Raw genomic sequence first — 24,249 nt, 5'->3', positions numbered from 1 at the left:
TCTCCCCCAAATTGGGGGCCGGGGGGCTTTTTAGACATCCTGTAAAAAGGCGATCGCCTTTCGTAGATTATTGGTAAATTTCTCGGCGATGTCCAATTTTAATGATCAGAATAATGAGCTTTTCGTTTTCAATTCTATAGATAATGCGGTAATTTCCCACTCTAATCCGAAAGCGACCATTACCATTTTTAAGTTTTTTGGTATCTGGTGGATACGGATCATTGATCAGAGCTTCGATTTTTTCAATGATGCGCCTCTGAGTATCTTTGGGCAGTTTAGAGAGTTCCTTTTGAGCAGTCTTCAAGAACTCAATGCTGTAGCCAGCCATAATTCCTAAAGTCCTAGTTCTTGTTTAACAGTCTCTAAAGAAATGCGTTCTTGATTTTCTGGGTTGGTTTCGGCTGCGATCGCATCATGAACATCTAATAAATCTTCTAATTCTTCAGCATCGATAATAGCTAATTTGCCTTGAATAATTTGTTTAAAAAAATCATCGACAGAAAGGTTTAGTTGTGCGGCAAGGGTAGAAATACCCTGTAAAGATTCGGCTGAAATCTGTAGTGAAGTCATGGCTTTTACTTGTAAATAGTTTCTTCTAAGGCATTACTGATGCTTTCTATAAAATGTTTTACAGATTAAAGCAAGGTTTAAGAGGCGGCTTGATAGGAGAAAACGTCCATTGTGATTGTTCTTGCTGGCTGTTGATCTTCATGGAGCATTTTGCGGATTTTTTCTGTTGTTTCACGACTAAAAGTTTCTTCTCCGCACTGTTGGCAGACTTCCACAGGGATGTTTTCAACTAAATAAAATTTACCGTTGATTTGAAAAGCTTCACTGGTCACTTCTTGTTTTGAATGCTTAGATTGGCAAATATGACATTGAAAAATTTTCACTTCATTAAGCTGGATTTTTAAATAATTGAACAATATCTTCGGGTAGTGGCTCGTCAAAATCATTAGGAACAATAAATTCTCCTTCACATAGTCCAAAAGGACGTAATTTTTTTGACTGGTCAATATTCGATTTTTTTTGTTTCTCTTCGAGTAGGATTTCCAGAATTTTATGGACTAAATAGTCTGGCAGTTGTTCGATTTCTTGGATCAATTGTTCTCTTTCTGTCATGGGTCGATGCTCGTGGTTCTAATTTATTTTGGTGGGTTATCGATCGCCCAGGGGCCAACTATATTCTCGCCATTTTTTTCTTTTTCGGCCAGGGCGAGGTTCAACTCTAAAAGTTTTTCGAGGATGTCGTCGTCTTTTTTGAAGCCATAGGCTTTGAGCACAAGGGCATCGAGCTTTTTGTGGAGTTTATGGAGTTGGCTGGCGGGTTCGTCGAAAAAGGCGTTGTAAAGTTTGGTGATGCCCCATTGTTTGGCTTCCATTTGGGCGGTGCGATATTCGTGGAGGTCGATCATCCCTTGGCGGATCTGTTGGGTGAGTTTTGCGCTTGCCACCTGGGGAAAAGGAAAAGTTTCAAAACAAGTGTTGTGGGTGTAGCGGGTATCACCTTTTAGAGTTGAGCTTTGGGCTTTAACCCATTGGCGATGAACATCTGATGTCAAAATTCCCAACACATAAAAATCATCGGAAGCCACTACCTTTGTTGAGTCACTCGGCAAATATAAAACATTTAACGGGACAAAAGTAAACCATTTTGAATGTCTGGGAATTATAAAATATAAACTTAAATTCTCTAATTGTTGACGCATTTCTTCTCTTGGTCGAGGAGAAAGCCACCATGATTCTCTTGTCTTCTGATCTCGGTTTTTATCTCTGACAGGCTTAACATGAATTTTAATATGTTCAAAAGGTTGTGAATAATCCATGGCATCTTCTAAAGTCTTGCCAAAAAAATCAATAATCCATCTGTTGGGCTGAAGAGTTGAACTATTTGTTAGGGTTCTTGCATCCGCAAAAGGCTTTAAAACACTTGCGTTTTTAGGATTTTGTGCTATCCAATCCAATGCCATTTCAGGAGGAATCAGAAAACCTTTACCTGTTGGTTTTACCCCTTCAAAACACATTGAAAAGTTTATTGACAACCTTTTTGCGTGAGAAACATCTGTGTCGGAATTAAGAGAAGAGTTTATTCTTTTAACTACTTGACTATCTAAATAATATTGATTTGGAGGCTGTTTTGACCAATTGACTATGCTGACATGGACAGCCGCATTTCCTGACCATTCTTGAGTGGAAATAGCTTCGTGAATATAGCCATGATTTTCTAAAATATATTCTAATGATGCTTTTCTACTGACTCCTTGACTGATCGTATTTGTGCCAACTAAGCCTACTCTCCCATCTTGATCAATATGTTTATGTGCTAGATAAAACCAATATGTACAAAAATCAACTTTATCTTTGACTTCAGGAAATTTACTTGCAAGCTTTTGGGCATAGTCATCGCCTAATTCTTGTCGAATACGATAGCCACCTAAAAAAGGCGGATTTCCAATAATCGCGTCAGCCTTTGGCCAGTCATTAAATAGCGCATCTTGGCAGACAATATTTTGATCCAAAGAATCCAACGGCAAAGCAGGCTCAGTCAACCCAAACTTATCAATCGCAATCTTCCGGGCGATCATCATCGTCACCCGCGCCAACTGCACCGCAAACGGATTCGTATCCATCCCAAAAAACTGCAACGGCGTCACAATCCCAATTTCTTCCTGCTGTAAAACTTCCCCCTGGAACCGTTTGCGCCGCTCATAGATTTTGTTGAGCAAAACCCGTTCCAGCCGCTTCAACTCCTGATAAGCCACATAAAGGAAATTTCCCGAACCGCACGCCGGATCCAAAACCCGATATTCCCGTAATTCCTGCTTCAGCTTTTCGAGATCTTCGTAGGTCGTCGCCTCGTCGATTTTCCCTTCCCAATAGTCGGCGATCGTCGGGCGCACAATCTGCCGGATATCCTTCTCAGAAGTGTAATGAATTCCCCTGGCATGGCGCTCATCCGCATCAATGGCACTCTCAAAAATATTTCCAAAAATCGACGGTCGGATATTCGCCCAATTATCCCGCGCACACACATCGAGAATTTCTAGCTCGTTCTTTTCTAAGGGAATCGGCTGAATTTCCCCAAACAAACCCCCATTAAAATAATCCACCCCCTTGTAACGACCCTGGGGCACGATCCCCGGCAAGTTCATCGCCCGAAACAAACCACTAAAGGCATCGTAGGCATTATCCCGCCCCGCCAAACAGTCCTGCACCAACCCCACAAATAGATCCCGTGGCAGGAGATTCCGGTCTTCGGCAAACATCGCTAGCACACATTGCAGGGTAAACCGTTGCAGTTGCGCTTCTGTGAAATAAACAAACTTTTCCCTTTCGCCCCGCGATCGCACCAGCCGATAAAATTCCCCCATGCGCTTGGCCGTGCGTTCCGTAACTTCGACCTGATTATTCCGAAAGATCGGCTCCCGACCACCGATCTCCATAAACGAAAATGTCCCTACCCGATTCGGGAGATCTTCTAGCTTGACTCGATCTACAGGCTCATCGACCTGGTTGTTAAAGTCATAGACCCAAAACTCATCAAAATTACAGAGAATCGAATAGCGTGGTTTTGGGGTCAGCCGCAGCCAATATTTTTCGAGCTGAGAATAATGCAGCGCTAGATCCGTGCCCCGCTTTTTCATCTCCACCACGACTCCCTTTACCCCAGGGGCGGGCGACCAGACCAAATCCGCAAAACCTGTTTTATCTTTCTTGCTCGCTTTTTTGACCCGCTCCTCAAACTCGGCCCCTACTTCCTTGATTCCCGCATGGCCAAAAGCTTGGAAAAATCGCGTTAAAAATGTCTGTGCCTCTGACTTCTCATCCCCTTGGATATAGGCATTACAGTAATCCACAAACACCTGGAGAGAATCACGGGTTACTGCCATTGGTCACTCAGCCCACAAGAAAAAACAATACAAAGATTCCTCCATAGTATCGCCCAACCCCAACACCATCCACCCAAAAACCACCGACAGAATTCACTGTGAGCAAGTATGATAAAAGTCATACCCTGCAGCTTGAGTCAAGCGCCCATGAAAAAGACACTGTACATCCCGGATGAGCTGTGGCAGCAGCTTGATCAATACCTCCAAACTCACCCCGAAGAAAATGCCTCTAGCCTCGTCCAGAGCGCCCTCAGAGATAAGTTACGTCCCCGGAATGGTCAGGATTTGCTAGATTTAGCAGGCCTAGTTCGTAATGCCCCTGTAGATGCTTCGACGAATCCCTTGGAGCGTTGATGGAACGACTGGTACTCGATGCAGGCCCTCTGATTGCCCTCGTTTCTCGCCAGGATCGATATCATGAGCTAGCTCAGTCCGGCTTTACCCAAATCCCAAAAGCTTTTGGAGAGATCATTACCCCTTTACCGATTGTTTTTGAGGTTTACAAATTTGTTTCACGCCGTGAGTCAATTCAAGCGGCTCAATTCCTTTTGACAACTTTGCAGACAAATACAGTCATTCAGACTATTTCTCCAACGGATTTTCAAGAGATTTACGAACTCAGCATTCGTTCACCCCAATGGCGAGGCAGTTTAGAAGATGCTTCTGTGCTGGTTGTAGCAAAACAAATGCAAGCAAAGGTTTGGACAATTGATTACAGAGACCTCGGCTTCTTTGAAGATATTGGTTTTTGGCATCCCTGAAAAAAGATTGCATCATAAAATCCCCCACAAAATTATTACTCTACGAGAATGTCGTGGGGGAAGTGCATTAAGATGCGCTATTCAGCTTGGCGTCAGGCTTCGACTTTAATGTTGACCTTCGTTTCTTTGTCAGCAGTTTCTTGGTAGAGCTTGAATCCAGAGACGAGATCCTTTTCTCCGGTAATCAGACGGGCACCCCGACCTCTGGTGAAATAGTTCCAACCCCACTGGAGCATTACCACCATCTTGTTATCAAACTCAATCAAGTAGTACACGTGGGCAAAAATCCAGATTAACCAGGCCAGGAATCCAGAGAATTTCACAAAACCGAGATCCACAACGGCGGCATTTTGCCCAATGACAGCTAGGCTACCCAATTCCATATAACGGAAGGGGGCCATCTCCTGACCATTGACCCGTTGTTTGATCAGTTTTGCCACATATTCCCCTTCCTGCATCGCCACCGGTGCAACCCCAGGTAAAGGCCGTTCATTTTGGTGGGGGAAGTTGGCCAAGTCCCCAATCACAAAGACATCGGGGTAGCCCGCAACGCTCAGGTTCGGCTCGACGATGACCCGACCAGCTCGGTCTAGGGTCGCCCCCAAACGGTCTTCGAGGACTTTACTCATGCCAGACGCTTTCACCCCAGCGGCCCAGACAATAGTTTTCGCGGCAATTTCAAGCTGGTTATCGCCCTGCTTAAAGGTGACAAGATGGTCTTCGATATTCGTCACGAGGCTCTTGGTTTGTACCTGAACCCCTAAGTTTTCCAGGGATTTTTGCGCTTTTGCCGACAAACTTGGATCGTAGGGGGGCAAGACCCGATCCATCCCTTCTAGGAGGATAATCCGGGCGCGGGTGGTATCAATTTTGCGGAAATCTTTTTTCAGAACGCTGTAGGCAATTTCGGCGATCGCCCCGGCCAATTCTACCCCCGTCGGGCCACCACCCACGATCACAAAGGTCAACCAAGCCTGTTGGAGTGCCGGATCTGTTTCTTTTTCCGCCGCTTCAAAGGCCATAAAAATGCGGTGGCGAATTTCGAGGGCATCTTCAACGGTTTTTAGGCCCGGTGCGTAGGGTTTCCAATGGTCATTCCCAAAATAGTGGTGGCTGACCCCCGTGGCGACGATCAAACTGTCATAGTTGACGATCCCTTCGTTCATCACCACCGTTTTGCTATCGGGATCAATGTCAACGACTTCATCGAGGAGCACATGGGTGTTTTTGTTGCCGCTGAGGACACCGCGCAGGGGCGAAGCAATATCCGCCGGGGAAAGGGTTCCCGTTGCCACTTGGTACAGCAGCGGTTGGAACAGGTGGAAGTTCCGTTTGTCGATCAGGGTGACATCCACGGCAGCCTCATATTTACCGAGGGTTTTCGCGGCATAAAGACCACCAAAACCGCCACCGATAATCACCACTTTATGCTTGTCTGTCTGGGGGGTGAGATTGGGGAGTTGGGTATTGACCATGGGTTCGCTGGGGTTGGGGAAAATATAAACTTTTATTTCAATCGGCCTGTGTTAGGTAAGAATACTAACAGAAATCTACCCAAAGAGATAAAAGGTGAGATTTCAATGGTGCTATTGCTCGAAAAAATAGGGCGGAGACGGTTAATTTAATGCAGCGTTTGGTGGTTTCTGAGGCGCAATTTACTGATCTTTCTAGGGTTAATTTAACGACAGAACAACGGCATTATCTGCTAAGTGTGCTACGGTTGCGCGCGGGCGATCGCCTGGTTGTGTTAAATGGTTTAGGCCAAGCTTGGCTTGGTGAACTGACAGAGACTGAGCAGATTCAATTAATCGAATCCCAGCATCTCCAAACAGAATGCCCGATTCCAGTGAAATTAGTGGCAGCGTTGCCGAAAAATGGCTTCGATGAAGTGGTGCGGTGCTGTACAGAATTAGGGGTGACCCATATTTATCCGGTGATTTCTGAGCGGACAATTTTAAAACCGAGTGAGAACAAGTTAAAACGCTGGCGTAAAATTGCCACCGAAGCCGCAGAACAATCGGAACGGGCGATTGTGCCAGAAATTGCCGCACCCCAACCTTTTTTAAAACTTTTAGAAACCCTTTCCCCAGAGCAAACCTATCTCTGTGGCGCACGGGAAAAGTCATTGCATCTCCTGGATGCGTTACCCAAAACGCTGCCCCCAGCAATTACGGTACTGATCGGGCCGGAGGGGGGCTGGACGGAAACGGAAATCCAACAGGCGATCGCCAAAAATATTCCGGTGGTTTCTTTGGGAAGCTCCATCTTACGGGCTGTGACAGCCTCAATTACGGCGATCGCCCTAGTGAATAGTCACTGTCGTCCAGGAAATTAACTGGATTTAACTTTGGGAATCCCGCCGGGATTTTTCGATGGCGATCAAGGTTTTGCGGAGGGACTCAATTTCCCCCTGGAGCTGACTCGTATAAGTCGCGTTACTCTGGGCTGCCGTGAGGAGTGCCGCCGCCTGGAACGCCGTATCGGGGGTGATATTCCCCTTATAGGTCATCATGATGCGTTGATAATGTTCGCCAAGGTCATCGTGCATGATGCTCATAAAATCAGCGAATTCACTCATTTTCCCGCTTCTCCAAGCCGTTAGGGGGTTTTAGTTACCTTACATGGCCATGGTAGCGGAGATGCAAGGCGATCGCCGGAGAAATTTACCGAATGTATTTTTTTTCGTCCTCCCTCAGGCCACAATAGGGAAGATTTTTCACCGTTGGAATTTTCCCAGTTTAATGAGCAACTCCATTAACCCCATCGTTTGGCAAGAAGACCGCGTCCTCCTCGTGGATCAAACCCTGCTCCCCCTCGCCTGTAAAGTCGTCGAAATTAAAACCTACCAGGCCATGGCTGAGGCGATCCGCACGATGATTGTCCGGGGAGCACCTGCCATCGGGGTTTCGGCGGCCTATGGTCTATACCTGGGGGCAAAGGAGATCCAAACCACAGACCGCACCATTTTTCTGGAAAAACTGGAGGCGATCGCCGCAACCCTCCGGCAAACCAGACCCACCGCAGTTAATCTTTTTTGGGCCATTGATCGGGTAATGGCAACGGTTCAAGATGCGACTGGTAGTATTCCTGAGTTGCAAAATTTAATTCTTGATACCGCCAAGGCGATCCACAATGAAGACCTCGCCACCTGCCAGGCGATCGGTGATCAGGGGTTGGCGGTTCTTCCCGAAACTCCCGAAAAATTAACGCTCCTCACCCATTGCAATGCGGGTGGTTTAGCCACGGCGGGTTACGGTACGGCTTTGGGCGTCATTCGTTCAGCTTGGCGGGAAAATCGGCTGGCAATGGTCTATGCTGACGAAACCCGACCCCGGCTCCAGGGTTCCAAGCTCACCACCTGGGAATGCGTCCAGGAAGGGATTCCGGTGACGCAAATTTGTGACAACATGGCGGCTCACTGTATGCAACAGGGTCGCATCGATGCGGTGGTGGTGGGGGCCGACCGGATTACGGCCAATGGCGATGCCGCAAATAAAATTGGCACCTACAGTTTGGCGATCGTCGCGAAGGCCCATAATGTCCCTTTTTTCGTGGCGGCACCCTTATCGACGGTGGATTTTTCCCTCAGCGATGGTAAGCAAATTCCCATTGAGGAGCGCGATCCTAAGGAAGTTTATCAAATTGGTGATACGCGCATCTGTCCGGAAGGGGTGCAATTTTATAATCCGGCTTTTGACGTGACCCCGGCCCACCTGATCACAGCGATCATCACAGAAAAAGGCGCCGTGGCTCCCGACCAGTTGATTAACTTCAAGGGCTAGAAACCGACCCCTCTATCCCCTCCCAAGCGGTGAAGATGACTTCAAAATAGCTGGGTCAAAATGGGCAGTAAGCCCAACACACTAAAGCCCAGCAAAAAATACAAACTTTGTTGGCCCGTTTGGCGATCGCCAAAGGAGCGGGCATAAATTCCTTTGACCGCATTGTTACTCGCCGTCGCAATCAAAATCGAAATACTGGCTAGGGGTAAAGACAAGGACTGGCCCGCCGATTGGGTCAAGCTCAGAATAAAGGGATCTACGTCGGTGATCCCCATAATCGCCGCAAAAGAATACACACCGCGATCGCCTAAATAATCAACAATGTACCGGGTCAAGAGGGAGATCACCACAAAGAGCAGCGCAAAACTAAAGGCCGCCTTTAGTTCCAAGGGGTTGCCCTGGGGATGGGTCGCGGCGATCGCCTGGGGATCCGTCCCATTTTTTTTCCGGAGGGCGATCGCCAAGCCCCCCACAACCCCTACCAGCCCTAACAGGAAAAACGGACCCATCAGCCGTTCCGACAAAGCTCCATTAAACAATTCCAACAGCAGAATTAAGCGCCAATACATCATCCCCGAAGCCATCACCATTCCCCCCACATACCGCTGGGAATTTGCAGGATCGACGCTGGAACGTTTCGCCAGAGCGACGGTGGTCACAGTCGAAGAATAGGCTCCCCCCAAAAGAGCCGCCAGCGGAATGCTACCTTGACCCTTGATGAGCCTTTGGAGCAGAAAGCTGCCGTAGGAAACGGTACTCACAGCCACCACCACCAGCCAAGTTTTAAAGGGGTTGAGATCAAAGGTGGTTAGGGCTTGATTGGGCAAAATGGGCAAAATAACGATGGTCAGCAGCAGAAATTTGGTGAAGGTGAAAATATCCTCCTCAGAAAACCGCTCGGCCAATCCTTCGAGAAAAGTCTTCAGTTCCAACAAAATCAAACTGGCGATCGCCAAGGAAGACGCCACCCAAAAATGCCCATGGTAGACTAGCGCCCCCAGAATATAGGTCGCCAAACCTGCCATCTCCGAAGTAAGACCAACCCGTGACGTTTCCGCCTTGTGCCAGTAGGAAATCATCATAAAGCCACCAATCACCGCCAAACCGCCGATCACTGCCAGCATTTGGGTTTGGGCCAAAAAAGCGACACTATAGCCAATCAGACCAATGAGCGGATAGGTGCGCACGCCCCCAAAGGCATAGCCCTTATTGAGTTTGTGTTCCTCCCGTTCGAGGCCAATGAGAAACGACAAAAATAAAACCACCAGAAGCTTATAGGCATCTGCTGGGACGAGGCTGAGGAGTTGGGAGCCCATTACCAAAAATGTGTTGTGATTTTACGATAGCGATATTTGCCGCTCCGCACCCAATGACAAGCAAATGATTGTGCTTGGGGCCGAACGCAATGTACTCACCTTACCAGCAGCCGAGGTAGTAAACATCTTCGTAGTGTTCGGTGCAACCTTCACTGCCAATATTATTCAAAATATTCATGCTGGTGTTGTGGAGCATTGAACTGACATAGGATTGCTGTTCGGCGGAAACCGTAATGCCTCCACTCGCCATTAGCTGGGCTTGGTATTGCTGGAGGTAGGCGATTAAAACATTCACCATCACCCCCGAATAGGGCCAGGGGGTAATCGCCGCTTCGATAGTGTTTGGGTCAACGGCGATCGCCTGATTATTTTGCATTCTGTAGGTGGCAGTGGGGGTCAGGGCATAAAGAATTTTTGGGTCATTATTGGCGTTGGCCTGGGCGAAAAAAACCGTCACCTGACTCGGTGAAAAATAACTGATCCGCCCTTGGGCATCCAGATAAATTAAACTCTGATCATCGGAAAAAGGGCCGATAATCCCAGTATTGGGAGGCACAGGAGGAAAGCCGAGCTGTTGGGCCACAAAGACGGCATTGGCATCCCCTTGGAACTGAATTCCCACTGGATTAGCTTGGGCTGGTGCACAGATAATTTGCCCTATGAGACAGCCAAGGCCCACACTGGCACTCAGATAACGACGCAAAACCTGGAACATCACAGCTTCTCCCTCAGTAATACTTGACTTCAAACAATCACAACAGCATCGGGGCACTTTTCAGGATTTTTCCGCCGCCCGAAAATCTGCTCCATTAGTATAGTGAGCTTTTCCCAGAAGCCTTTTAGATTGCAACAAAAGACAAAATTTTCACCGACAGCCCAGGGATAAATTCGGTAGCGATCTGATGGCCTTGGGGAACGAACTGCATAGGTTCTGGGGGGCCGCCACTACAACCCCGTGGAGGTTAGTCCCTAATCTCTCAATTTATTCTCCTTTGCAATGGAGCAAAACCATGAAATCAACACAAGGTATTGGCGTACAGTTGTTGGATGGTCTGTCTTTGGGGTTGATGGTGCTGTTGTCTAGTGCCCCAGCGGCGATCGCCACCCCCACAGAAATGACCTGTCCAGAGGGATGGCGTCTCCATACCCAAGAACTCAATCCCCAGATCCGTATCTGTTTACCCAAAAATATCCACCTCCCAACGCTCGCGGATCTCAGCCGACAACCTGCCCAGGTGCAGGTACAACAACTGCGAATTATCCAAACTGGCGCTCAGATCGATCCGAGCCACCCCAAGGAATCCCACATTCAAAGTTCGAGCCGTACCTCAATCCAGGTTTACCAACATACCAGCCAGTAACAATTTGGCGAGTTGTCGGGGGTTGATATTGTGCCAGAGTCAGCAAGCTCTGGTTTTTTGTTGGCGAAAGTGACTGGGGAGATTTTTTCTGATCTAGATATTCCTTGGAATGGCAGGAGTATTCAGGCCGTTGGCAGCCGATTTTTTTAAAAAGTTTTTTAAAAATTGACCGCAATTAACAAAAGAGGTTTTCTGGGCTGGTTAAAGTAGGGAATCAAGCAAGATTTTTGCCATAATTTTAAGGCAAGCTTGCGTTTATCTTTGCGCCTCCAGTCTCCTCACACCCATGCTAAATCAATCTTTTCGTCAGTGGAGCCTCTACACGACTTTCCTTATCCTCGGGGGAAGCCTGGGGTTTTTGGGCCATGCCTATTGGTTCCAAAGACAGCTAAATGCATCTTTGCAGGCCTATGGTGAGTTTCGTCAATATGAGCAATCCCTGGCTGCGCTGGATCTCAACCAAGACTCGGTAAATTTTATTGCTGAAGCGGTCAAAACCGTTGGGCCGACCGTCGTGCGCATTGATGCCCTAGATCAGACGGAGGCCTCGGCATCACCCACACCGTTATTTAAGAGGTTTTTTCAATTAGAAGAGGGCTTTCCCACCTTTGACGGCGATCGCCAACCCCAGGGCACGGGCTCCGGTTTTATTCTCAGTAGTGATGGCCAACTGGTGACCAATGCCCATGTGGTGGGAAATAGCTCTAAGGTAAAGGTGACTCTCAAGGATGGCCAGGTCTTTGAAGGGCAAGTGATGGGTGTTGATGAGCTAACGGATATTGCCGTGATTAAAATCGACGCCACGGGGTTACCCACCGCAACATTAGGGAATGCGGCGAGTCTGACCCCAGGGGAATGGGCGATCGCCATTGGTAATCCCCTCGGTTTTGACAACAGTGTCACCGTCGGCATTATCAGTGCCCTCGACCGTCCCAGTGCCCAGGTCGGCATTCCGGACAAACGGGTACGTTTTATCCAAACCGATGCCGCCATTAACCCTGGTAATTCCGGTGGCCCCCTCCTCAATGTGCGGGGGGAAGTGATTGGCTTAAATACAGCGATTCGCGCCGATGGCCAAGGTCTGGGATTTGCCATTCCCATCGAAACCGCCCAACGCATTGCCCAACAACTCTTTACGGAGGGGAAAGCGACCCACCCTTACCTGGGGATTCGAATGCTGGCATTGGACGGAGAAGGGAAAAATCGATTGCGGGAAACCCTGCCTGCCATGGCCCAGACGCTTGATTTAAATCAGGAAACAGGGGTGTTGGTGATTGAGGTTGCCCCAGATTCTCCGGCGGCGATCGCCAATATCCAGGTGGGAGATATCCTCAAGCAGGTGGGGGATCAACCCGTCCTGACCGCCTTTGATGTCCAGGATGTCGTAGAACGGAGTAGCATCGGTGCTGATTTACCCATTGATCTCAAGCGCCGGGGCAAAATGCGGCAGTTAACCGTCCAGCCCACGGAGTTTCCGAGTTAGGCCAGGGTTATGGATCAATGGTGGGCCTTAATGATTGGCAACTCCCGGCTCCATTGGGCGACATTTACGGGGGATACCTTGCAAACGGTACACCACACAGCCCATGGCACTTGTCCCCCTGCCGTTAAGCAGTTGCGCTATGTGGCCTCGGTCGTCCCCCAACAAAGCACTTGGATACAGGCTCATTTTCCCACCGCCAAGCCCATTACCTTGGCCGATATTCCCCTCGAAAATCTCTATCCCCAATTGGGGATTGATCGCGCCCTAGCAGTTTTAGGAGCCGGACAACGGTATGGCTTTCCCTGTTTAGTGGTTGATGGGGGGACGGCCTTAACCTTTTCGGCGGCCAACGGCGATCGCCAATGGATCGGTGGTGCGATTCTACCGGGTTTAAACCTCCAGTTTCAAAGCCTCACCCAGCACACTGCCGCCTTACCCAAAGTTCATTTACCGACGCAATTGCCCCCCCGTTGGGCCAATGATCCCGCCGGGGCGATCGCCAGTGGCATTACCTACACAGTCCTCGCTGGGGTCAAAGATTTTATCCGCGCTTGGCAAGGCGAATTTCCCCAGGGTCAGATCTTCAGCACCGGGGGGGATGGGGCGTGGCTGGCCCAACAGTTACCTGTTTTGCATTACGATCCGGGGCTTATTTTCCACGGATTTGCGGCCTTGAGACGTAATCGCTGATCCTAACGGAGTTGGTAAACCTTGCCATCGAGCAGTAGGCGGGTAATGCCTTTGGCTGCGAGACAACCGCTCGTTTTGAGGAAAAGGTCGCCATTGGGAATTTTGATGATTTTTTGGGTGCGCCCCCGGATAAACCGCTTGGCGACACGGTGGTTATCAAAAATGGGGAGGGTTTTTTGGCTGATTTCTTCGTCGGGAATTTCCCCTAAATCCTGAAAATCCTGCATTGGCCGGGCGATCAACTCCGACAAACGATCCGTCACCACATAACAATTGCGGGGGAACTGAGCCGCTTCGAGGGGCAAAATTTCCACCGTTTCTGAGTGGGCGACCGGGGTCACATCAAATTCTTCATCGTCGTCGTCATCATCATCAAATTCCTCATCGTCGTCATCATCATCAAATTCATCGTCATCACCGATGTCTTCCCCCAATAATTCCTTGAGGGCCTGTTGGCGATCGCCCAACTGAATTTCCTGGGCTAGGGCGAGTAAATCCGGATTAATTTCGATCTCCTCAAAGGTTGCAGCTTCTGGTTCAGGCTCAGAATCCTCTAGGGCCACTGTCGTCGTTGCATCGGCAGTGTCAAGCTCTGGGATTACCTCTGGCTCTGGGTCACGGGATTTACGCCTGGTGCGCCGCCGTTCCGTTTTGGGTGGCGTGTCCTCGGCTGTATCGGTAGATTCTGGAGCTGTCTCAACCCGTTTGACTAGCTTTGGTTTTTCCACGGTTTTAGCCGTCGATGGCTCCGGGTCGGGGGTTGATTTTGTCCCACGGTTGCCACGACCCAGGCGTTTGCGTTGGATCAATTCCTCATATTCACTGGCACTGAGACGACTCTTAAGAAAGCGACTAATGGTAGAGCTGCTCACGCCATAGCGGGACGCCAAAGTAGAAGTCGTTTCTGCCGTTTCACGGTAGGCAACGAGTAATTCTTCTTTATCATGGTCGGTTAGTTTGCGGGGGCTCATAGCGTCGATACAAAATGCAGATAAAGGTGAGCAGCCTGGGTCAAAGCGTGCCAGCACATTAGTTTAACCTGTGTGCTCTATTAGTGTATCCCTTCAAGGAACCAGCGGTTGCGGGATACACAGAATTTCTCCAGAAATTCCTGCAATTATCGCGGTGTCGGGAATTGTAATTGGTTTTTCTCTAGGGGGATGTTTCTGTGGAATCTTCTGGTACCACTGTAGGGCCAGTGGGAGGGATTTTTTCGCGGACAATTAGGGCTTGGAGCACATCATGGACAACGGGAGCGGCGACAGTCCCCCCAAAGGAATTAGGCTCTGTGGGTTCATCGGCAGCGGCAAAGACCACATAGCGGGGATTATCAATGGGGAAGATACTGACGAAGCTTGTGATGTAGGCTCCCGGAATATATTGACCGTTGCGCGCTTTTTGGGCCGTGCCTGTTTTCCCACCAATCCGATAGCCGGCAATTTTTGATTTTTCGCCACTGCCATCGTCCACAACAGTTTCCATCATGTCGAGTACAGTTCTCGCCACCGCCGGGGAAAAAATTTGTGGGTTCTCCGAGGCTGCCGTTGTTGCCGCAAGCTGCTGGGCACTGTTGGGGATTTCTGCTTTGGGAGTGACGGTTTGGGGTTCCCCTTGGCTGTTGAATAGTCCCCGCACCAGATGGGGTTCGACGAGGGTGCCGCCATTGGCGATCGCCCCGTGGAGTTGCACCAGCTTGATGGGCGTCACAGTTAACCCTTGGCCAAAGGAATTCACGGCTGCTTCGACGGGGCTAGCGGTAAATTTTTCGCGACTCTTGAGGGTGCCTGTTACTTCCCCCGGTAGATCAATGCCTGTGGGTTCAGTGAGTCTCAAGCTTTGCAGTCGGTCATAATAATCATCCCGGGACAGATTTTGCATCAACCGAATCATCCCCACGTTACTAGAAACCCGCAAAATCCCCGCCACATCAATCACACCGTTTCCGGCACCGTTGTAGTTTTTCATCCGGTGGGGGCCAACCTGAATTGATCCCGGATCATTCACCGACGTGTTGGGGGTAATCACCCCGGCATCGAGGGCGAGGGCGACATTGATCGGTTTAAAGGTAGACCCCGGTTCATAGAGATCTGTGACTGCCCAATTTTTAAAAACACCATAATTTTCAGGCTGAACTTGGGCGTAATTGTTGGGATCGTAGTTGGGTTCTGTCACCAGACTCAGCAGTTCCCCAGACTGGGCATCCATGACAATGACAACACCCCGTTTCGCTTTGTAGGCAGCCATCTGTTTTTGTAGGGCTTGGCGGGCGGCCTTTTGGAGGGGGAGATCGAGGGACAGTTCCAATTCCCAGTCATCATATTTCATCGCCTCTGCCTGGAGGTTCCCCGGCAGGATCGCCCCATTGCCATTGCGCCGGAGACTCAGGGAAATGGGCTCCCGTTGGATTAAGCTTTCCTGGGCAAGTTCAATGCCAGCCCGGCCCAGGTGGTCGTCTTTTTGGACATAGCCGGTAATTTCTGCGGTCGCGTCCCCCTGGGGATAGAACCGACCATATCGTTCCACCAGTTCCAGGCCATCAATACGTAATTGGCGAATGGCGCTGACCTTGGTGGCGTCGAGGCTGGCCCGCAACAAGATCCCGCTTTTTTGGCGGTGTAAGGTGGTCTCTAGGTCTGCGGGGGAAACATCCCCCAAAATAGGAGCGAGATAATGGGCAACGGCCTTCGGGAGGTCTGTGGGGGCGATCGCCTCCGGGAGATTGTCTACTAGCTCCTGGGGAAGTCGGAAACCGACGGGGTGGGCGTAGAGGGTATGGGAAATGCGGTCTAGGGCTAGAATATTGCCTTCGCGGTCAACAATAGTCCGTCGGGGAATGTAGGGGCGGAGAGTAATCTGATGCTGGGACTGGGCGATCGCCCCTAGCTTGTCGTAGTCAATAATCTGTAAGTAGAACACCCGGACAGCCAAGGCCAATAACCCCACCACAAAAATGCCCCAGATGAGGAATAAACGCCGTTGGAGCAGCTTCGGTGCGGGCGGCCGAGACCGGATGGCTTGTTGCTTGCGCCGATACAGTTGCCGTCGTTGTTGGTGGGAGTGGGGGGAAGGCATGGTCATCGGTTTGACCCCTGATTGCTAAGGGCAAATCTGCTCAACACTCTACCAAGAAACCAATGATTAATAGCCAATGGGAGATTGTTCGCGGACGTGGGGGAGAGTATCTTGGGGCGCGGCGGGGAGAGAGACCTGGGCAGGCGTTTTGACATAAACGCTGTGGGCTGGGGTTGGCGCCACAAGTCCTGCGGTCGGTTGCTCTGCCTGGTGCTGGAAAAATTCTCCGAGGCTGGCACTGGTGGCGATGAGATCTGCCTCGTAATCTTGGAGTTGGAGGAGGTGACTAAACGCTTCACTCCAGCCCTTTTGGTAATAGGCTTTCCCGGCATATAAACCCATGGCCGTTGTTACGGCGGCGATCGCCACCCATTGGGTCACCTGCTTACTGATTCGGAGCGTTTGTACCAAAGGGGTTGTAGAGGGCTGTTCTGGCCGCGCTGGCAAGCTGCGAACCTTGAACTCTACCACTTTGAGGGGTCTGGATTTTTGCGGACGGGAGGGGGAAACCTGCCAGGGTCGAGGTGCAACTGCCATATCTACTTTCTATCGCCTCACACAAAAGATGTTGTCATTATGGGGTATTGTAGTCGCGCCTTGATCGATTTTCCCGTGTTTTTTTCGATTTTTACTAATTTTTCAAAAAAGCAATATTGATGTACTTTTCTTTCTAAGAAAAATATAAAGAAAGATATCAATGGGCAAAAAAAGTTCCCTGATTTTTATGATTTTTATGAAGTGGTTATGGCGAACAATCGGTGGCGATCGCCTATGGTAGTTCCCCTTGTGGAGCGGGCTTTAGGCGGTTTTGCCAAGTTTGGCCCTGGGCGCGGATGGCCTGCAATTCATCTGGGGAGAGCCGTTCTAAATTTTTGAGGATTAAATTCATCCGACCTTGGCTGCGGAGTTGGCCTTGGTGGCGGTCGAGGAAGTGCCAGTAGAGGGTATTAAAAGGACAGGCATTTTCTCCGTGGCGATCGCCTTTGTGGTAGCGACAGTCGCGGCAGTAATCACTCATTTTATTGATGTAGTTGGCGGAGGCGGCGTAGGGCTTACTGGCAAGGATTCCCCCGTCAGCAAACTGCCCCATGCCAATGACATTGGTTTGCATCACCCAATCGTAGGCATCGATAAACGCGGCGTGGAACCAAGCTTCTAGGGCTTGGGGATTGACTCCCAAGATCAAGGCAAAATTGCTGAGGATCATCAAGCGTTGGATATGGTGGGCATAGCCCGTTTGTTCTACTTGTTGTAAGACCTGTTTGAGGCAGTTGAGATCGGTTTTGCGGCTGTCCCAATAAAAATCCGGCAGGGGCTGTTGGTGGTTGAAATGGTTTTTCTGGGCATAATCAGCGCCCACGTAATGGTAGAAGCCATGGAGATATTCCCGCCAGCCCAAAATTTGCCGGATAAAACCTTCGAGATTATTGAGGGCGATCGCCTTTTGTTCTCGGATTGCCTCTGCTTTTTTGATCAATTCCCAGGGATCCAACAGACCCAGATTGAGATAGGGCGAAATCAGACCATGCCAGAGGGTATATTCCCCCGTGACCATCGCGTCTTGGAAAGTGCCAAATTTTTCTAAGCCCGTAGCGAGGAAATGCTCAAAGACCTGGAGGGCTTGGGTGCGGGTCACGGCCCAACGGAAAGGTTCAAGCTGCCCGTAGGTGACAAGACCTAAATCTTTAATCCGGTTGATCACGGCTTGGGTCAGCTCATCGGGCGCAAAGGTCAGCGGTCGGGGAGGATTGAGGTCTTTTTTAGGAGGCTTGCGATTGTCCTTATCAAAGTTCCACTGACCCCCAAGGGGTTGCTGCGCTTCATCGAGCAGGATATTAAACCGTTTGCGACCCGCCCGATAAAAGTCTTCGAGGACGAGGCGTTTACGATTCTTGGCCCAGTTGTGAAATTCTGCCCGCGACCACAGGAAGTGATTATTAGGAATGAACTTGAGGGAACAAGGGAAATCTAAGGTCTGGATAAAAGTCTCGAAGGGGCGATCGCTAGGCTGCATCACCCACAATTCCGTAATCCCCGCAGTGGCAATCCAGTCGGTTAGGGCACTTTGAAAATCAGCGGCGATCGCATAATGCACAGACCAACCGGCCTGTTCTAGCTCCTGGGCAAAGTGACGCATGGCCGACCAGACCAGCACCAACTTTTGACCGTGGTAGGGCCGTTGGCGGGCATAGTCTGCCGCTTCGATCAACAGAACCGGCGTTGTTGAGCGTTGGTCTTCCTGTTGTTGGAGGGCGGCTTGGGTGGCCCACAGTTGATCCCCCAGTACCCAAATCCCGACGGTCATGGGCTTTTCTCTCCCGAAAAATGCTGTTGGAGAGTGTAACACAGGCTTTTTGGGGACTGCGACAGCTTGATTCAAAGACAATTAAATTTCTGTGAACCCGTGGGTGATCGCCAGAAAAACCCTTTAACGTGAAAAGGAATCCCCACAATTACAGGTATTTTTATGTCCGGCGAAGAACTTTTAACCCTGGCGACCCTCCTTAGCCCTGGGTTGGCCCTGTCGTTTATTGTGATGATCTGTTTTGCGAAGGGGGGCTAGCTTTGGATTGTTTTTTCGGTGGCTTTGATCAAGGTCTCCTGGAGGAGGGGCGAAAGATCTTTATTTAAACGGCCCACCCGGATAAATTCGGCATAGGTGTCCGCCTCGATATCCAGGAGGGTATCGCGCAACTGCTTCATATCCAGTTCTTGCAGTTGGGGATGGCTGCCTTTGAGTTTTTCAATTTTTTCTTCGATGGTTTCCAGCTCCCCTTCGACGAGATCCCGTTCATAGCGGTAAAATTCCTCGTCCACATCGGCAGCGAGGTTTAACTGGTCGAGGTAATTTAACACTCGTTTGAGGGCGACACGACGAGCAAGATACTCGGAATATTTCTGACGAATCGGTTGATCACCAATCAAATCGAGTTTTTCTAGAACCCACTGGGTTGTCAGGCCTTGTACCAGGAGAGTGAATAGCACCACCCCGAAAATGATGTTGATAATTTCTTGGCGATCGCCGAGCACCACAGGCACGCTTAAGGCTACGGCAATGGAAACTGATCCCCGCAGACCGCCCCACCACAGCACCGTTTGTTCAGAGAGGCTCAAGGGGTTATTGCTAAATTGATTGGAGAGCCAACCCAAACCATAGACGGAAATGGCCCGCGTCACCAACACAGCGGCGATCGCCACAAAAATTGCATCTAAGCTTTCCCCCAGGGTGCCAAAATTGACCTGATCACCAATCAGCAGAAACACAATTGAATTCACAAAAAACGCGAGGAATTCCCAGAATTCCGAAACGACTAGGCGAGTGCGGGGATTCATCCCAATATTCGAGCCAAAATTCCCCAAAATCATCCCCACAGTCACCACCGCAATTACCCCAGAACCGCCCAATTCCTCCGTCAATAGGTAAGTACCATAGGCAGATACCAGGGTTAAAGATTGCTCCACGAGGGGAATATCAAATCGTTGGGTCAAGAAAGAAATGCCAAAACCAATCAAACAACCGAAGCCGACACCAATGCCCACAAAGACTAGGAAAGTTGCCACCGTCGCCGACATCGAAAAAGTCTGGGTACCGAGGGGAATTCCCACCAGCAACAGAAACGCTACGACTGCGACTCCATCGTTAAAGAGGCTTTCCCCTTCCATCACCATCGTGAGTTTTTTACTGGCCCCCAACTCCCGGAACAAAGCCACCACCGACACCGGATCCGTCGCCGAGAGGGCCGCCCCCGCTAGCAAGGCAGAACTCAGGGCCAAGCTCGTCCACTGACTGAGGGCAAAACCAATCCCAAAGATGGCGATCGCCACCCCAGCCAAGGCAAACAACGCAATCGGCAACCATTGTTTCTGGAGTTCGCGCCAACGAATATTCCAAGCAGCTTCAAACAAGAGCGGTGGGAGGAAAATTTCAAGGATTAGCTCCGGCGAAAGATTCACTAAACGCACATTAATAAAAGCCAAACCCAGCCCCACAATCACCAACAAGAGGGTATAGGGGATCTGACGCAACCAACTAAAAATCCGTGAAAAGGTTGCAACGGTTAGGGAGATCGATAAAACCAACACAAACTGTTGCAAGTTTGTTGAAATCGCCGCTTCTGCAAGTTCTGCTAAAACAATCATGACCAAAGGCATGTCTAGATAATCTCTACAGATGCTAACAGGCATTGACCTCTGTCATCAGAAATATCAAGAGTCTTTAAATTTTTGAAGGCGATCATTAGCCCAGAACATCTTGTATTTCAAAGGTATATTGCATAGAAAAGCATTTAATTCACGCTTCCGTCACCTTGTTGTTTTTGTGTCAATTTAATAATTACAAAATGTTGACTTTTAGCATTGACTTGAATTCTTTATGAATCTTTTATGTAGAATAAAAGCCCAATCAATTGTTAATACAATAATAAAACAATGGATAAAAGTATATTTGAAGAATTTATCGATTATTACATTAAGGCTTGGCAAAATTATACAAACTTTAGTGGTAGAGCCCGCCGCAAAGAATTCTGGTATGTTTTTATCATCAACCTTTTGATTTCCCTTATCTTGGGTGTTTTCCAGGAAACATTTCTTGGGGCGATCGCCTCTTTGGTTAGTATTATCTATTCCTTAGCCTTTATTTTACCTGGAATAGCCCTTAGCATCAGGCGTTTGCATGATACTGGCCGCAGCGGTTGGTGGCTCTTAATTGGATTTGTACCGCTTATTGGTGTAATTGTCTTAATTGTCTTCTTTGCTTCCGACAGTCAACCAGGACCCAATCAATATAGTGCTGACACGATGGCATAACTTTTAAAAACTAACCTGCAAAAAGATAAACACCCTAAACCACTGTTGGTAAAGGGTGTTTTTTAAATCGAAAAATTAAAGGATGATCAATCTAGTTGGGGACAACTAAATTTTCAGAGCCATTAACAACTTTAGCCGCAATGATCTTGTCAGCTTTGCTGAGGCTTTCGAGAACATCCTGGCCAGCGACGGTATAGCCAAACACAGAGTAACGACCATCCATTAAGTTAAATCCGGGCGGCGCTAATTCATTGTCAAATTTGAAGAAGAAAATCTGGGAAGAACCACCATTGGCATCATCGGCGGGACGGGCCAGAGCCAAGGCACCATAGGCATTAAAAGGAAGATTGATCTCTGCTAGGTAAATACCGAGGTCTTCTAGGGTTGCCCCATAGGTCGCTTCGTGGTCACCAGTGAGCATAATTTCCATGGGGATGGCGCGATATTCATTGGTTTTCGGGTCAATGAAACCATCGGCATCACCTTCGGGATCACCCGTTTGCAGAATGTAGAGATCTTCAGCCCGGTTAAACGGTAGGCCATCATAGAAGCCCCGCTGCACCAAATCAACAAAGTTTCCGGCATTAATCGGGGCGTTGTAACCGTCAACGACAACAGTAATGTCCCCTTGGGTGGTTTCGAGTTCGACGGTGGCCCGACCTAATAAGCGCGGTAGATTGGCATAGTCTTCAGGGATCGTGGTCGGATATTCGGCGATCATATTTTCTTCGATCACGCCGACTTTGTTGAGGATTTCCCGACGTTTTGTCCAGATCACTTCACGGTCTTTGGCGGCGATCGCCTCTCTCATGGTGGCGACATCCTGTTCCATTTCGCTCAGGAGCGTTTGGGCCTGTTCCTTAAAGCTCGGTACGACATCTTCGAGGATGCCATCTTGGCTAATGGAGAGGACGCGGCTGGCTTTCTTGGCATTGGCGGCAATCGGCCCCCAGCGTTTCGCCCGTAGATCCTTGGACATAAATTCCATGCTGTCCTGGAGGCGGCGAATGGGCTGATTTTCAATGGGCAGGGCGTAGCGGAGGATGGCTTCGGGATCAGTGATCGCATCCCCTTGGGCGAGGGAGGCGAGGGTGAAACTCGGTTGTGGTAAAGCCGAGGCCGGTTGGGTCACGCCAAAACAAACGGCGATCGCCAAAGCCACAGATAGGCAATAGTTTAAAAATTTGGTCATGACGGAGGGAAATGAGTTTGTTTGAAAGAGTGCAGTTTGACTGGTCTCTTGTCATATTCTGCGTTTCCCTCTGGGCTTGTCAACAAAACATCACGACTCTTCAGATTCTTGCCACAACAAACCCCCCTGGGCTAACCTAGGAGGGCTGTTTTCTCTTCTTACGAGCCTGGAGAGATTCGAACTCCCGACCTGCTGATCCGTAGTCAGCTGCTCTAATCCGCTGAGCTACAGACCCATGCAGAAGAGTTGTGTTGTTTGACCAACAGTCATCTAATCTAACAGACGTTTTGGGTAAATGCAAGAGTTTTCTGAAAAAAAGATTTCCCTCCCTCCCCTGAGCCATCTCAACGCCCACGGTGAAGCGCAGATGGTGGATGTTTCGGAAAAGAACGTGACGAAACGGGAGGTGATCGCCACGGGGATAATCACCATGACCCACGCTTGCTTTACGGCGATCCAAGCGGGAGATGCCCCCAAGGGTGATGTTTTAGGCACAGCTCGCATTGCTGGGATCATGGCAGCGAAACAAACCTCGAACTTAATCCCCATGTGCCACCCGCTACCGATTAAAAAGGTGACGGTAAATTTTATTGCTGACGCAAACTTACCTGGTTATCGCATCGAGGCCAGTGTGACGACCAAATCCGAAACGGGGGTCGAAATGGAGGCGTTGACAGCGGTTTCCGTAGCGGCCTTAACCCTTTATGACATGGCGAAGGCAATGGATAAAGGGATGGTGATTTCTGAGATTCAACTGCTGAAAAAAACCGGGGGCAAATCCGGCGATTATACCCGACAAGCCTGAAGAAAATCCTTGTGATAGGATCACCTGTGTTCCGTAAATGTGATGGGTAAAACCTATGCCTCGCAGTTGGCCGCGCAAACCTGACCGTAAAACTGATCCTGAATTCCGTCGCGCCGAAGACCGGATGAATTTTATTGTCCATGTGATGGTCTACCTCGCGATTAATTCGCCCATTTGGTTTACTGCCATGATTCAAACGACGGTAGAGCGTCCCTGGGTAAAACCGTTTAGCCTTGTTTGGCTGGGCATTCTAGGGTTACACCTGCTTTACATTACGGCGATCGCCGATTATTCGGAGGCTTCCAATGGCTAGCACAATTCAAATCGAAAAACTCGCCGCAGAGATTGGTGAAAATATTTATATCGATGTGTCTGGGTGGCATTTATATTTAGCCGATGCCCATTTACACACCACCGTCGCTGAGAAAATTTTCCCGGCCATTGAAGACCGTACAGTGGACGAAGCAAAAGTGATGGATGTTTTACGCTCGATCCAAGTTCCCCTGGGTGGTAAACAAGCTTTTGTCACCCTGGCCCAACTGATCCCCACCGCCGGCCAAGGGGATCTGCTCAAGCTCCTCGAAGACTATCAAGACAATTGGTAAATTAAAGCGATCAATGGCAGAAATTATTCTGTTAGAAAATGCAGCCGCCACCCAAGCTCTTGGGGTAAAGCTAGGGCAAAGGTTGCCAGAAAATTCAGTAATCTTGCTCAAGGGCGATCTAGGGGCCGGAAAAACAACCCTCACCCAGGGCATCGGTCTCGGCTTGGGAATTACCGAGGCGATCGCCAGTCCGACTTTTACCCTGGTGAACGAATACCACACCGGACGCATTCCCCTCTATCACTTGGATTTGTACCGTCTTGAACCTGCCCAAGTCGATGGTCTCTACCCCGAAACCTACTGGGAAGGCGAAGAATGTGACCCTGGCCTGACGGTCATTGAATGGTCAGAACGCTTACCCTATCTCCCGGAATCTTATTACCAAATTGAATTGAGCCATACCACCAATGACCAGCGGCAAGCGACTGTGTCTGCGGTCAATGCGGATTTAAAATTGCTTGTCTCTTAGAAATTTTCAGCTAAAGT

The 24,249-nt window shown here is 49.3% G+C and carries 27 protein-coding genes and 1 tRNA gene; 12 read left to right on the top strand and 16 right to left on the bottom strand.

Annotation, left to right across the window (positions count from 1 at the left end):
- Positions 1–67 precede the first annotated feature (67 nt).
- The 5 genes from AWQ24_RS11775 to AWQ24_RS11755 form a co-directional block, all read right to left on the bottom strand.
- Positions 68–328 (bottom strand): type II toxin-antitoxin system RelE/ParE family toxin, encoded by a 261-nt coding sequence (locus AWQ24_RS11775; protein ID WP_065716914.1) that lies wholly within the window; start codon positions 326–328, stop codon positions 68–70.
- Between the two features lie 5 nt (positions 329–333).
- Positions 334–570: a hypothetical protein gene (locus AWQ24_RS11770; RefSeq protein WP_065716913.1), complete on the bottom strand. Its 237-nt coding sequence runs from the start codon at positions 568–570 to the stop codon at positions 334–336.
- 77 nt (positions 571–647) lie between these two features.
- Positions 648–893, bottom strand: coding sequence for a YgiT-type zinc finger protein (locus tag AWQ24_RS11765; RefSeq protein WP_232318812.1), 246 nt, complete (start codon positions 891–893; stop codon positions 648–650).
- Positions 894–897: 4 nt separating this feature from the next.
- Positions 898–1,122 (bottom strand): DUF2281 domain-containing protein, encoded by a 225-nt coding sequence (locus AWQ24_RS11760; RefSeq protein ID WP_065716912.1) that lies wholly within the window; start codon positions 1,120–1,122, stop codon positions 898–900.
- A 23-nt stretch (positions 1,123–1,145) separates the two neighbouring features.
- Positions 1,146–3,890, bottom strand: a complete 2,745-nt coding sequence (locus AWQ24_RS11755) for a DNA methyltransferase (RefSeq protein ID WP_065716911.1) — start codon at positions 3,888–3,890, stop codon at positions 1,146–1,148.
- 147 nt (positions 3,891–4,037) lie between these two features.
- Between AWQ24_RS11755 and AWQ24_RS11750 the strand changes: the two genes are divergently transcribed.
- On the top strand, positions 4,038–4,244 hold the full coding sequence (locus AWQ24_RS11750) for a hypothetical protein (protein WP_030007371.1): 207 nt from the start codon (positions 4,038–4,040) through the stop codon (positions 4,242–4,244).
- Positions 4,244–4,651: a type II toxin-antitoxin system VapC family toxin gene (locus AWQ24_RS11745; RefSeq protein WP_012307908.1), complete on the top strand. Its 408-nt coding sequence runs from the start codon at positions 4,244–4,246 to the stop codon at positions 4,649–4,651. The genes AWQ24_RS11750 and AWQ24_RS11745 overlap by 1 nt, the downstream gene beginning before the upstream one ends.
- 92 nt (positions 4,652–4,743) lie before the next feature.
- Here the strand turns inward: AWQ24_RS11745 and AWQ24_RS11740 are convergent, their stop codons facing one another.
- On the bottom strand, positions 4,744–6,126 hold the full coding sequence (locus tag AWQ24_RS11740; RefSeq protein ID WP_065716910.1) for an NAD(P)/FAD-dependent oxidoreductase: 1,383 nt from the start codon (positions 6,124–6,126) through the stop codon (positions 4,744–4,746).
- Positions 6,127–6,275: 149 nt separating this feature from the next.
- On the opposite strand from AWQ24_RS11740, the gene AWQ24_RS11735 reads away from it, so the two are divergent.
- The gene (locus AWQ24_RS11735) at positions 6,276–6,986 is read left to right on the top strand and encodes a 16S rRNA (uracil(1498)-N(3))-methyltransferase (protein ID WP_065716909.1); all 711 of its coding nucleotides are present in this window, start codon (positions 6,276–6,278) and stop codon (positions 6,984–6,986) included.
- A gap of 6 nt (positions 6,987–6,992) precedes the next feature.
- Here AWQ24_RS11735 and AWQ24_RS11730 read toward each other — a convergent pair whose 3' ends face one another.
- Positions 6,993–7,229, bottom strand: coding sequence for a hypothetical protein (locus AWQ24_RS11730; protein ID WP_012307905.1), 237 nt, complete (start codon positions 7,227–7,229; stop codon positions 6,993–6,995).
- 163 nt (positions 7,230–7,392) lie between these two features.
- On the opposite strand from AWQ24_RS11730, the gene mtnA reads away from it, so the two are divergent.
- Complete coding sequence (gene mtnA, locus AWQ24_RS11725; RefSeq protein WP_065717371.1) at positions 7,393–8,433, top strand: S-methyl-5-thioribose-1-phosphate isomerase; 1,041 nt, start codon at positions 7,393–7,395, stop codon at positions 8,431–8,433.
- Between the two features lie 41 nt (positions 8,434–8,474).
- On the opposite strand, the gene AWQ24_RS11720 is transcribed toward mtnA, so the two are convergent.
- Both AWQ24_RS11720 and AWQ24_RS11715 read right to left on the bottom strand, forming a co-directional pair.
- A complete protein-coding gene (locus AWQ24_RS11720) occupies positions 8,475–9,749 on the bottom strand; it encodes an MgtC/SapB family protein (RefSeq protein WP_065716908.1) in 1,275 nt (424 codons plus the stop codon).
- A gap of 100 nt (positions 9,750–9,849) precedes the next feature.
- On the bottom strand, positions 9,850–10,464 hold the full coding sequence (locus tag AWQ24_RS11715; protein ID WP_065716907.1) for a hypothetical protein: 615 nt from the start codon (positions 10,462–10,464) through the stop codon (positions 9,850–9,852).
- Between the two features lie 295 nt (positions 10,465–10,759).
- Here AWQ24_RS11715 and AWQ24_RS11710 point away from each other — a divergent pair, with 295 nt between their 5' ends.
- The 3 genes from AWQ24_RS11710 to AWQ24_RS11700 all read left to right on the top strand — a co-directional run bounded on the left by AWQ24_RS11710 (position 10,760) and on the right by AWQ24_RS11700 (position 13,283).
- Positions 10,760–11,110 carry a hypothetical protein gene (locus AWQ24_RS11710; protein ID WP_065716906.1) on the top strand — a complete coding sequence of 117 codons (351 nt, stop codon included), beginning with the start codon at positions 10,760–10,762 and terminating at the stop codon, positions 11,108–11,110.
- Positions 11,111–11,396: 286 nt separating this feature from the next.
- Positions 11,397–12,593 (top strand): HhoA/HhoB/HtrA family serine endopeptidase, encoded by a 1,197-nt coding sequence (locus AWQ24_RS11705; RefSeq protein WP_065716905.1) that lies wholly within the window; start codon positions 11,397–11,399, stop codon positions 12,591–12,593.
- Between the two features lie 9 nt (positions 12,594–12,602).
- Entirely contained in the window at positions 12,603–13,283 is a 681-nt protein-coding gene (locus AWQ24_RS11700) for a pantothenate kinase (RefSeq protein WP_071819472.1), read from the top strand.
- 2 nt (positions 13,284–13,285) lie between these two features.
- Here the strand turns inward: AWQ24_RS11700 and AWQ24_RS11695 are convergent, their stop codons facing one another.
- From AWQ24_RS11695 to AWQ24_RS11675, 5 genes are all read right to left on the bottom strand, one after another.
- Positions 13,286–14,254, bottom strand: a complete 969-nt coding sequence (locus AWQ24_RS11695; RefSeq protein WP_065716904.1) for a hypothetical protein — start codon at positions 14,252–14,254, stop codon at positions 13,286–13,288.
- Between the two features lie 181 nt (positions 14,255–14,435).
- A complete protein-coding gene (locus tag AWQ24_RS11690) occupies positions 14,436–16,361 on the bottom strand; it encodes a penicillin-binding protein 2 (RefSeq protein ID WP_065716903.1) in 1,926 nt (641 codons plus the stop codon).
- Between the two features lie 60 nt (positions 16,362–16,421).
- Complete coding sequence (locus tag AWQ24_RS11685; RefSeq protein WP_065716902.1) at positions 16,422–16,892, bottom strand: hypothetical protein; 471 nt, start codon at positions 16,890–16,892, stop codon at positions 16,422–16,424.
- A gap of 232 nt (positions 16,893–17,124) precedes the next feature.
- The gene (locus AWQ24_RS11680; RefSeq protein WP_065716901.1) at positions 17,125–18,660 is read right to left on the bottom strand and encodes a cryptochrome/photolyase family protein; all 1,536 of its coding nucleotides are present in this window, start codon (positions 18,658–18,660) and stop codon (positions 17,125–17,127) included.
- 254 nt (positions 18,661–18,914) lie between these two features.
- The gene (locus AWQ24_RS11675) at positions 18,915–20,495 is read right to left on the bottom strand and encodes a Na+/H+ antiporter (RefSeq protein ID WP_062436653.1); all 1,581 of its coding nucleotides are present in this window, start codon (positions 20,493–20,495) and stop codon (positions 18,915–18,917) included.
- Between the two features lie 288 nt (positions 20,496–20,783).
- On the opposite strand from AWQ24_RS11675, the gene AWQ24_RS11670 reads away from it, so the two are divergent.
- Positions 20,784–21,161: a DUF805 domain-containing protein gene (locus tag AWQ24_RS11670; RefSeq protein ID WP_198161463.1), complete on the top strand. Its 378-nt coding sequence runs from the start codon at positions 20,784–20,786 to the stop codon at positions 21,159–21,161.
- 91 nt (positions 21,162–21,252) lie between these two features.
- Here the strand turns inward: AWQ24_RS11670 and AWQ24_RS11665 are convergent, their stop codons facing one another.
- A complete protein-coding gene (locus AWQ24_RS11665) occupies positions 21,253–22,353 on the bottom strand; it encodes a peptidylprolyl isomerase (RefSeq protein WP_065716900.1) in 1,101 nt (366 codons plus the stop codon).
- 161 nt (positions 22,354–22,514) lie between these two features.
- Positions 22,515–22,588, bottom strand: a tRNA-Arg gene (locus tag AWQ24_RS11660).
- A 60-nt stretch (positions 22,589–22,648) separates the two neighbouring features.
- On the opposite strand from AWQ24_RS11660, the gene moaC reads away from it, so the two are divergent.
- Genes moaC through tsaE form a run of 4 tightly spaced genes read left to right on the top strand, consistent with a single transcriptional unit; the run spans position 22,649 to position 24,232 of the window.
- Positions 22,649–23,158: a cyclic pyranopterin monophosphate synthase MoaC gene (moaC, locus tag AWQ24_RS11655; RefSeq protein ID WP_065716899.1), complete on the top strand. Its 510-nt coding sequence runs from the start codon at positions 22,649–22,651 to the stop codon at positions 23,156–23,158.
- Between the two features lie 55 nt (positions 23,159–23,213).
- Complete coding sequence (locus tag AWQ24_RS11650; protein WP_012307888.1) at positions 23,214–23,471, top strand: 2TM domain-containing protein; 258 nt, start codon at positions 23,214–23,216, stop codon at positions 23,469–23,471.
- On the top strand, positions 23,464–23,763 hold the full coding sequence (locus AWQ24_RS11645; RefSeq protein ID WP_012307887.1) for a DUF3181 family protein: 300 nt from the start codon (positions 23,464–23,466) through the stop codon (positions 23,761–23,763). Before AWQ24_RS11650 ends, AWQ24_RS11645 begins: the two co-directional genes overlap by 8 nt.
- Before the next feature lie 13 nt (positions 23,764–23,776).
- Positions 23,777–24,232 carry a tRNA (adenosine(37)-N6)-threonylcarbamoyltransferase complex ATPase subunit type 1 TsaE gene (tsaE, locus tag AWQ24_RS11640; RefSeq protein WP_012307886.1) on the top strand — a complete coding sequence of 152 codons (456 nt, stop codon included), beginning with the start codon at positions 23,777–23,779 and terminating at the stop codon, positions 24,230–24,232.
- The last annotated feature ends 17 nt before the right edge of the window (positions 24,233–24,249 follow it).

It is taken from the genome of Picosynechococcus sp. PCC 8807 (genome assembly GCF_001693295.1).
Classification (GTDB): domain Bacteria; phylum Cyanobacteriota; class Cyanobacteriia; order Cyanobacteriales; family MRBY01; genus MRBY01.
Note: the sequence above shows the minus strand (reverse complement) of the source record. Positions and strands in the feature narration are given on the sequence as shown.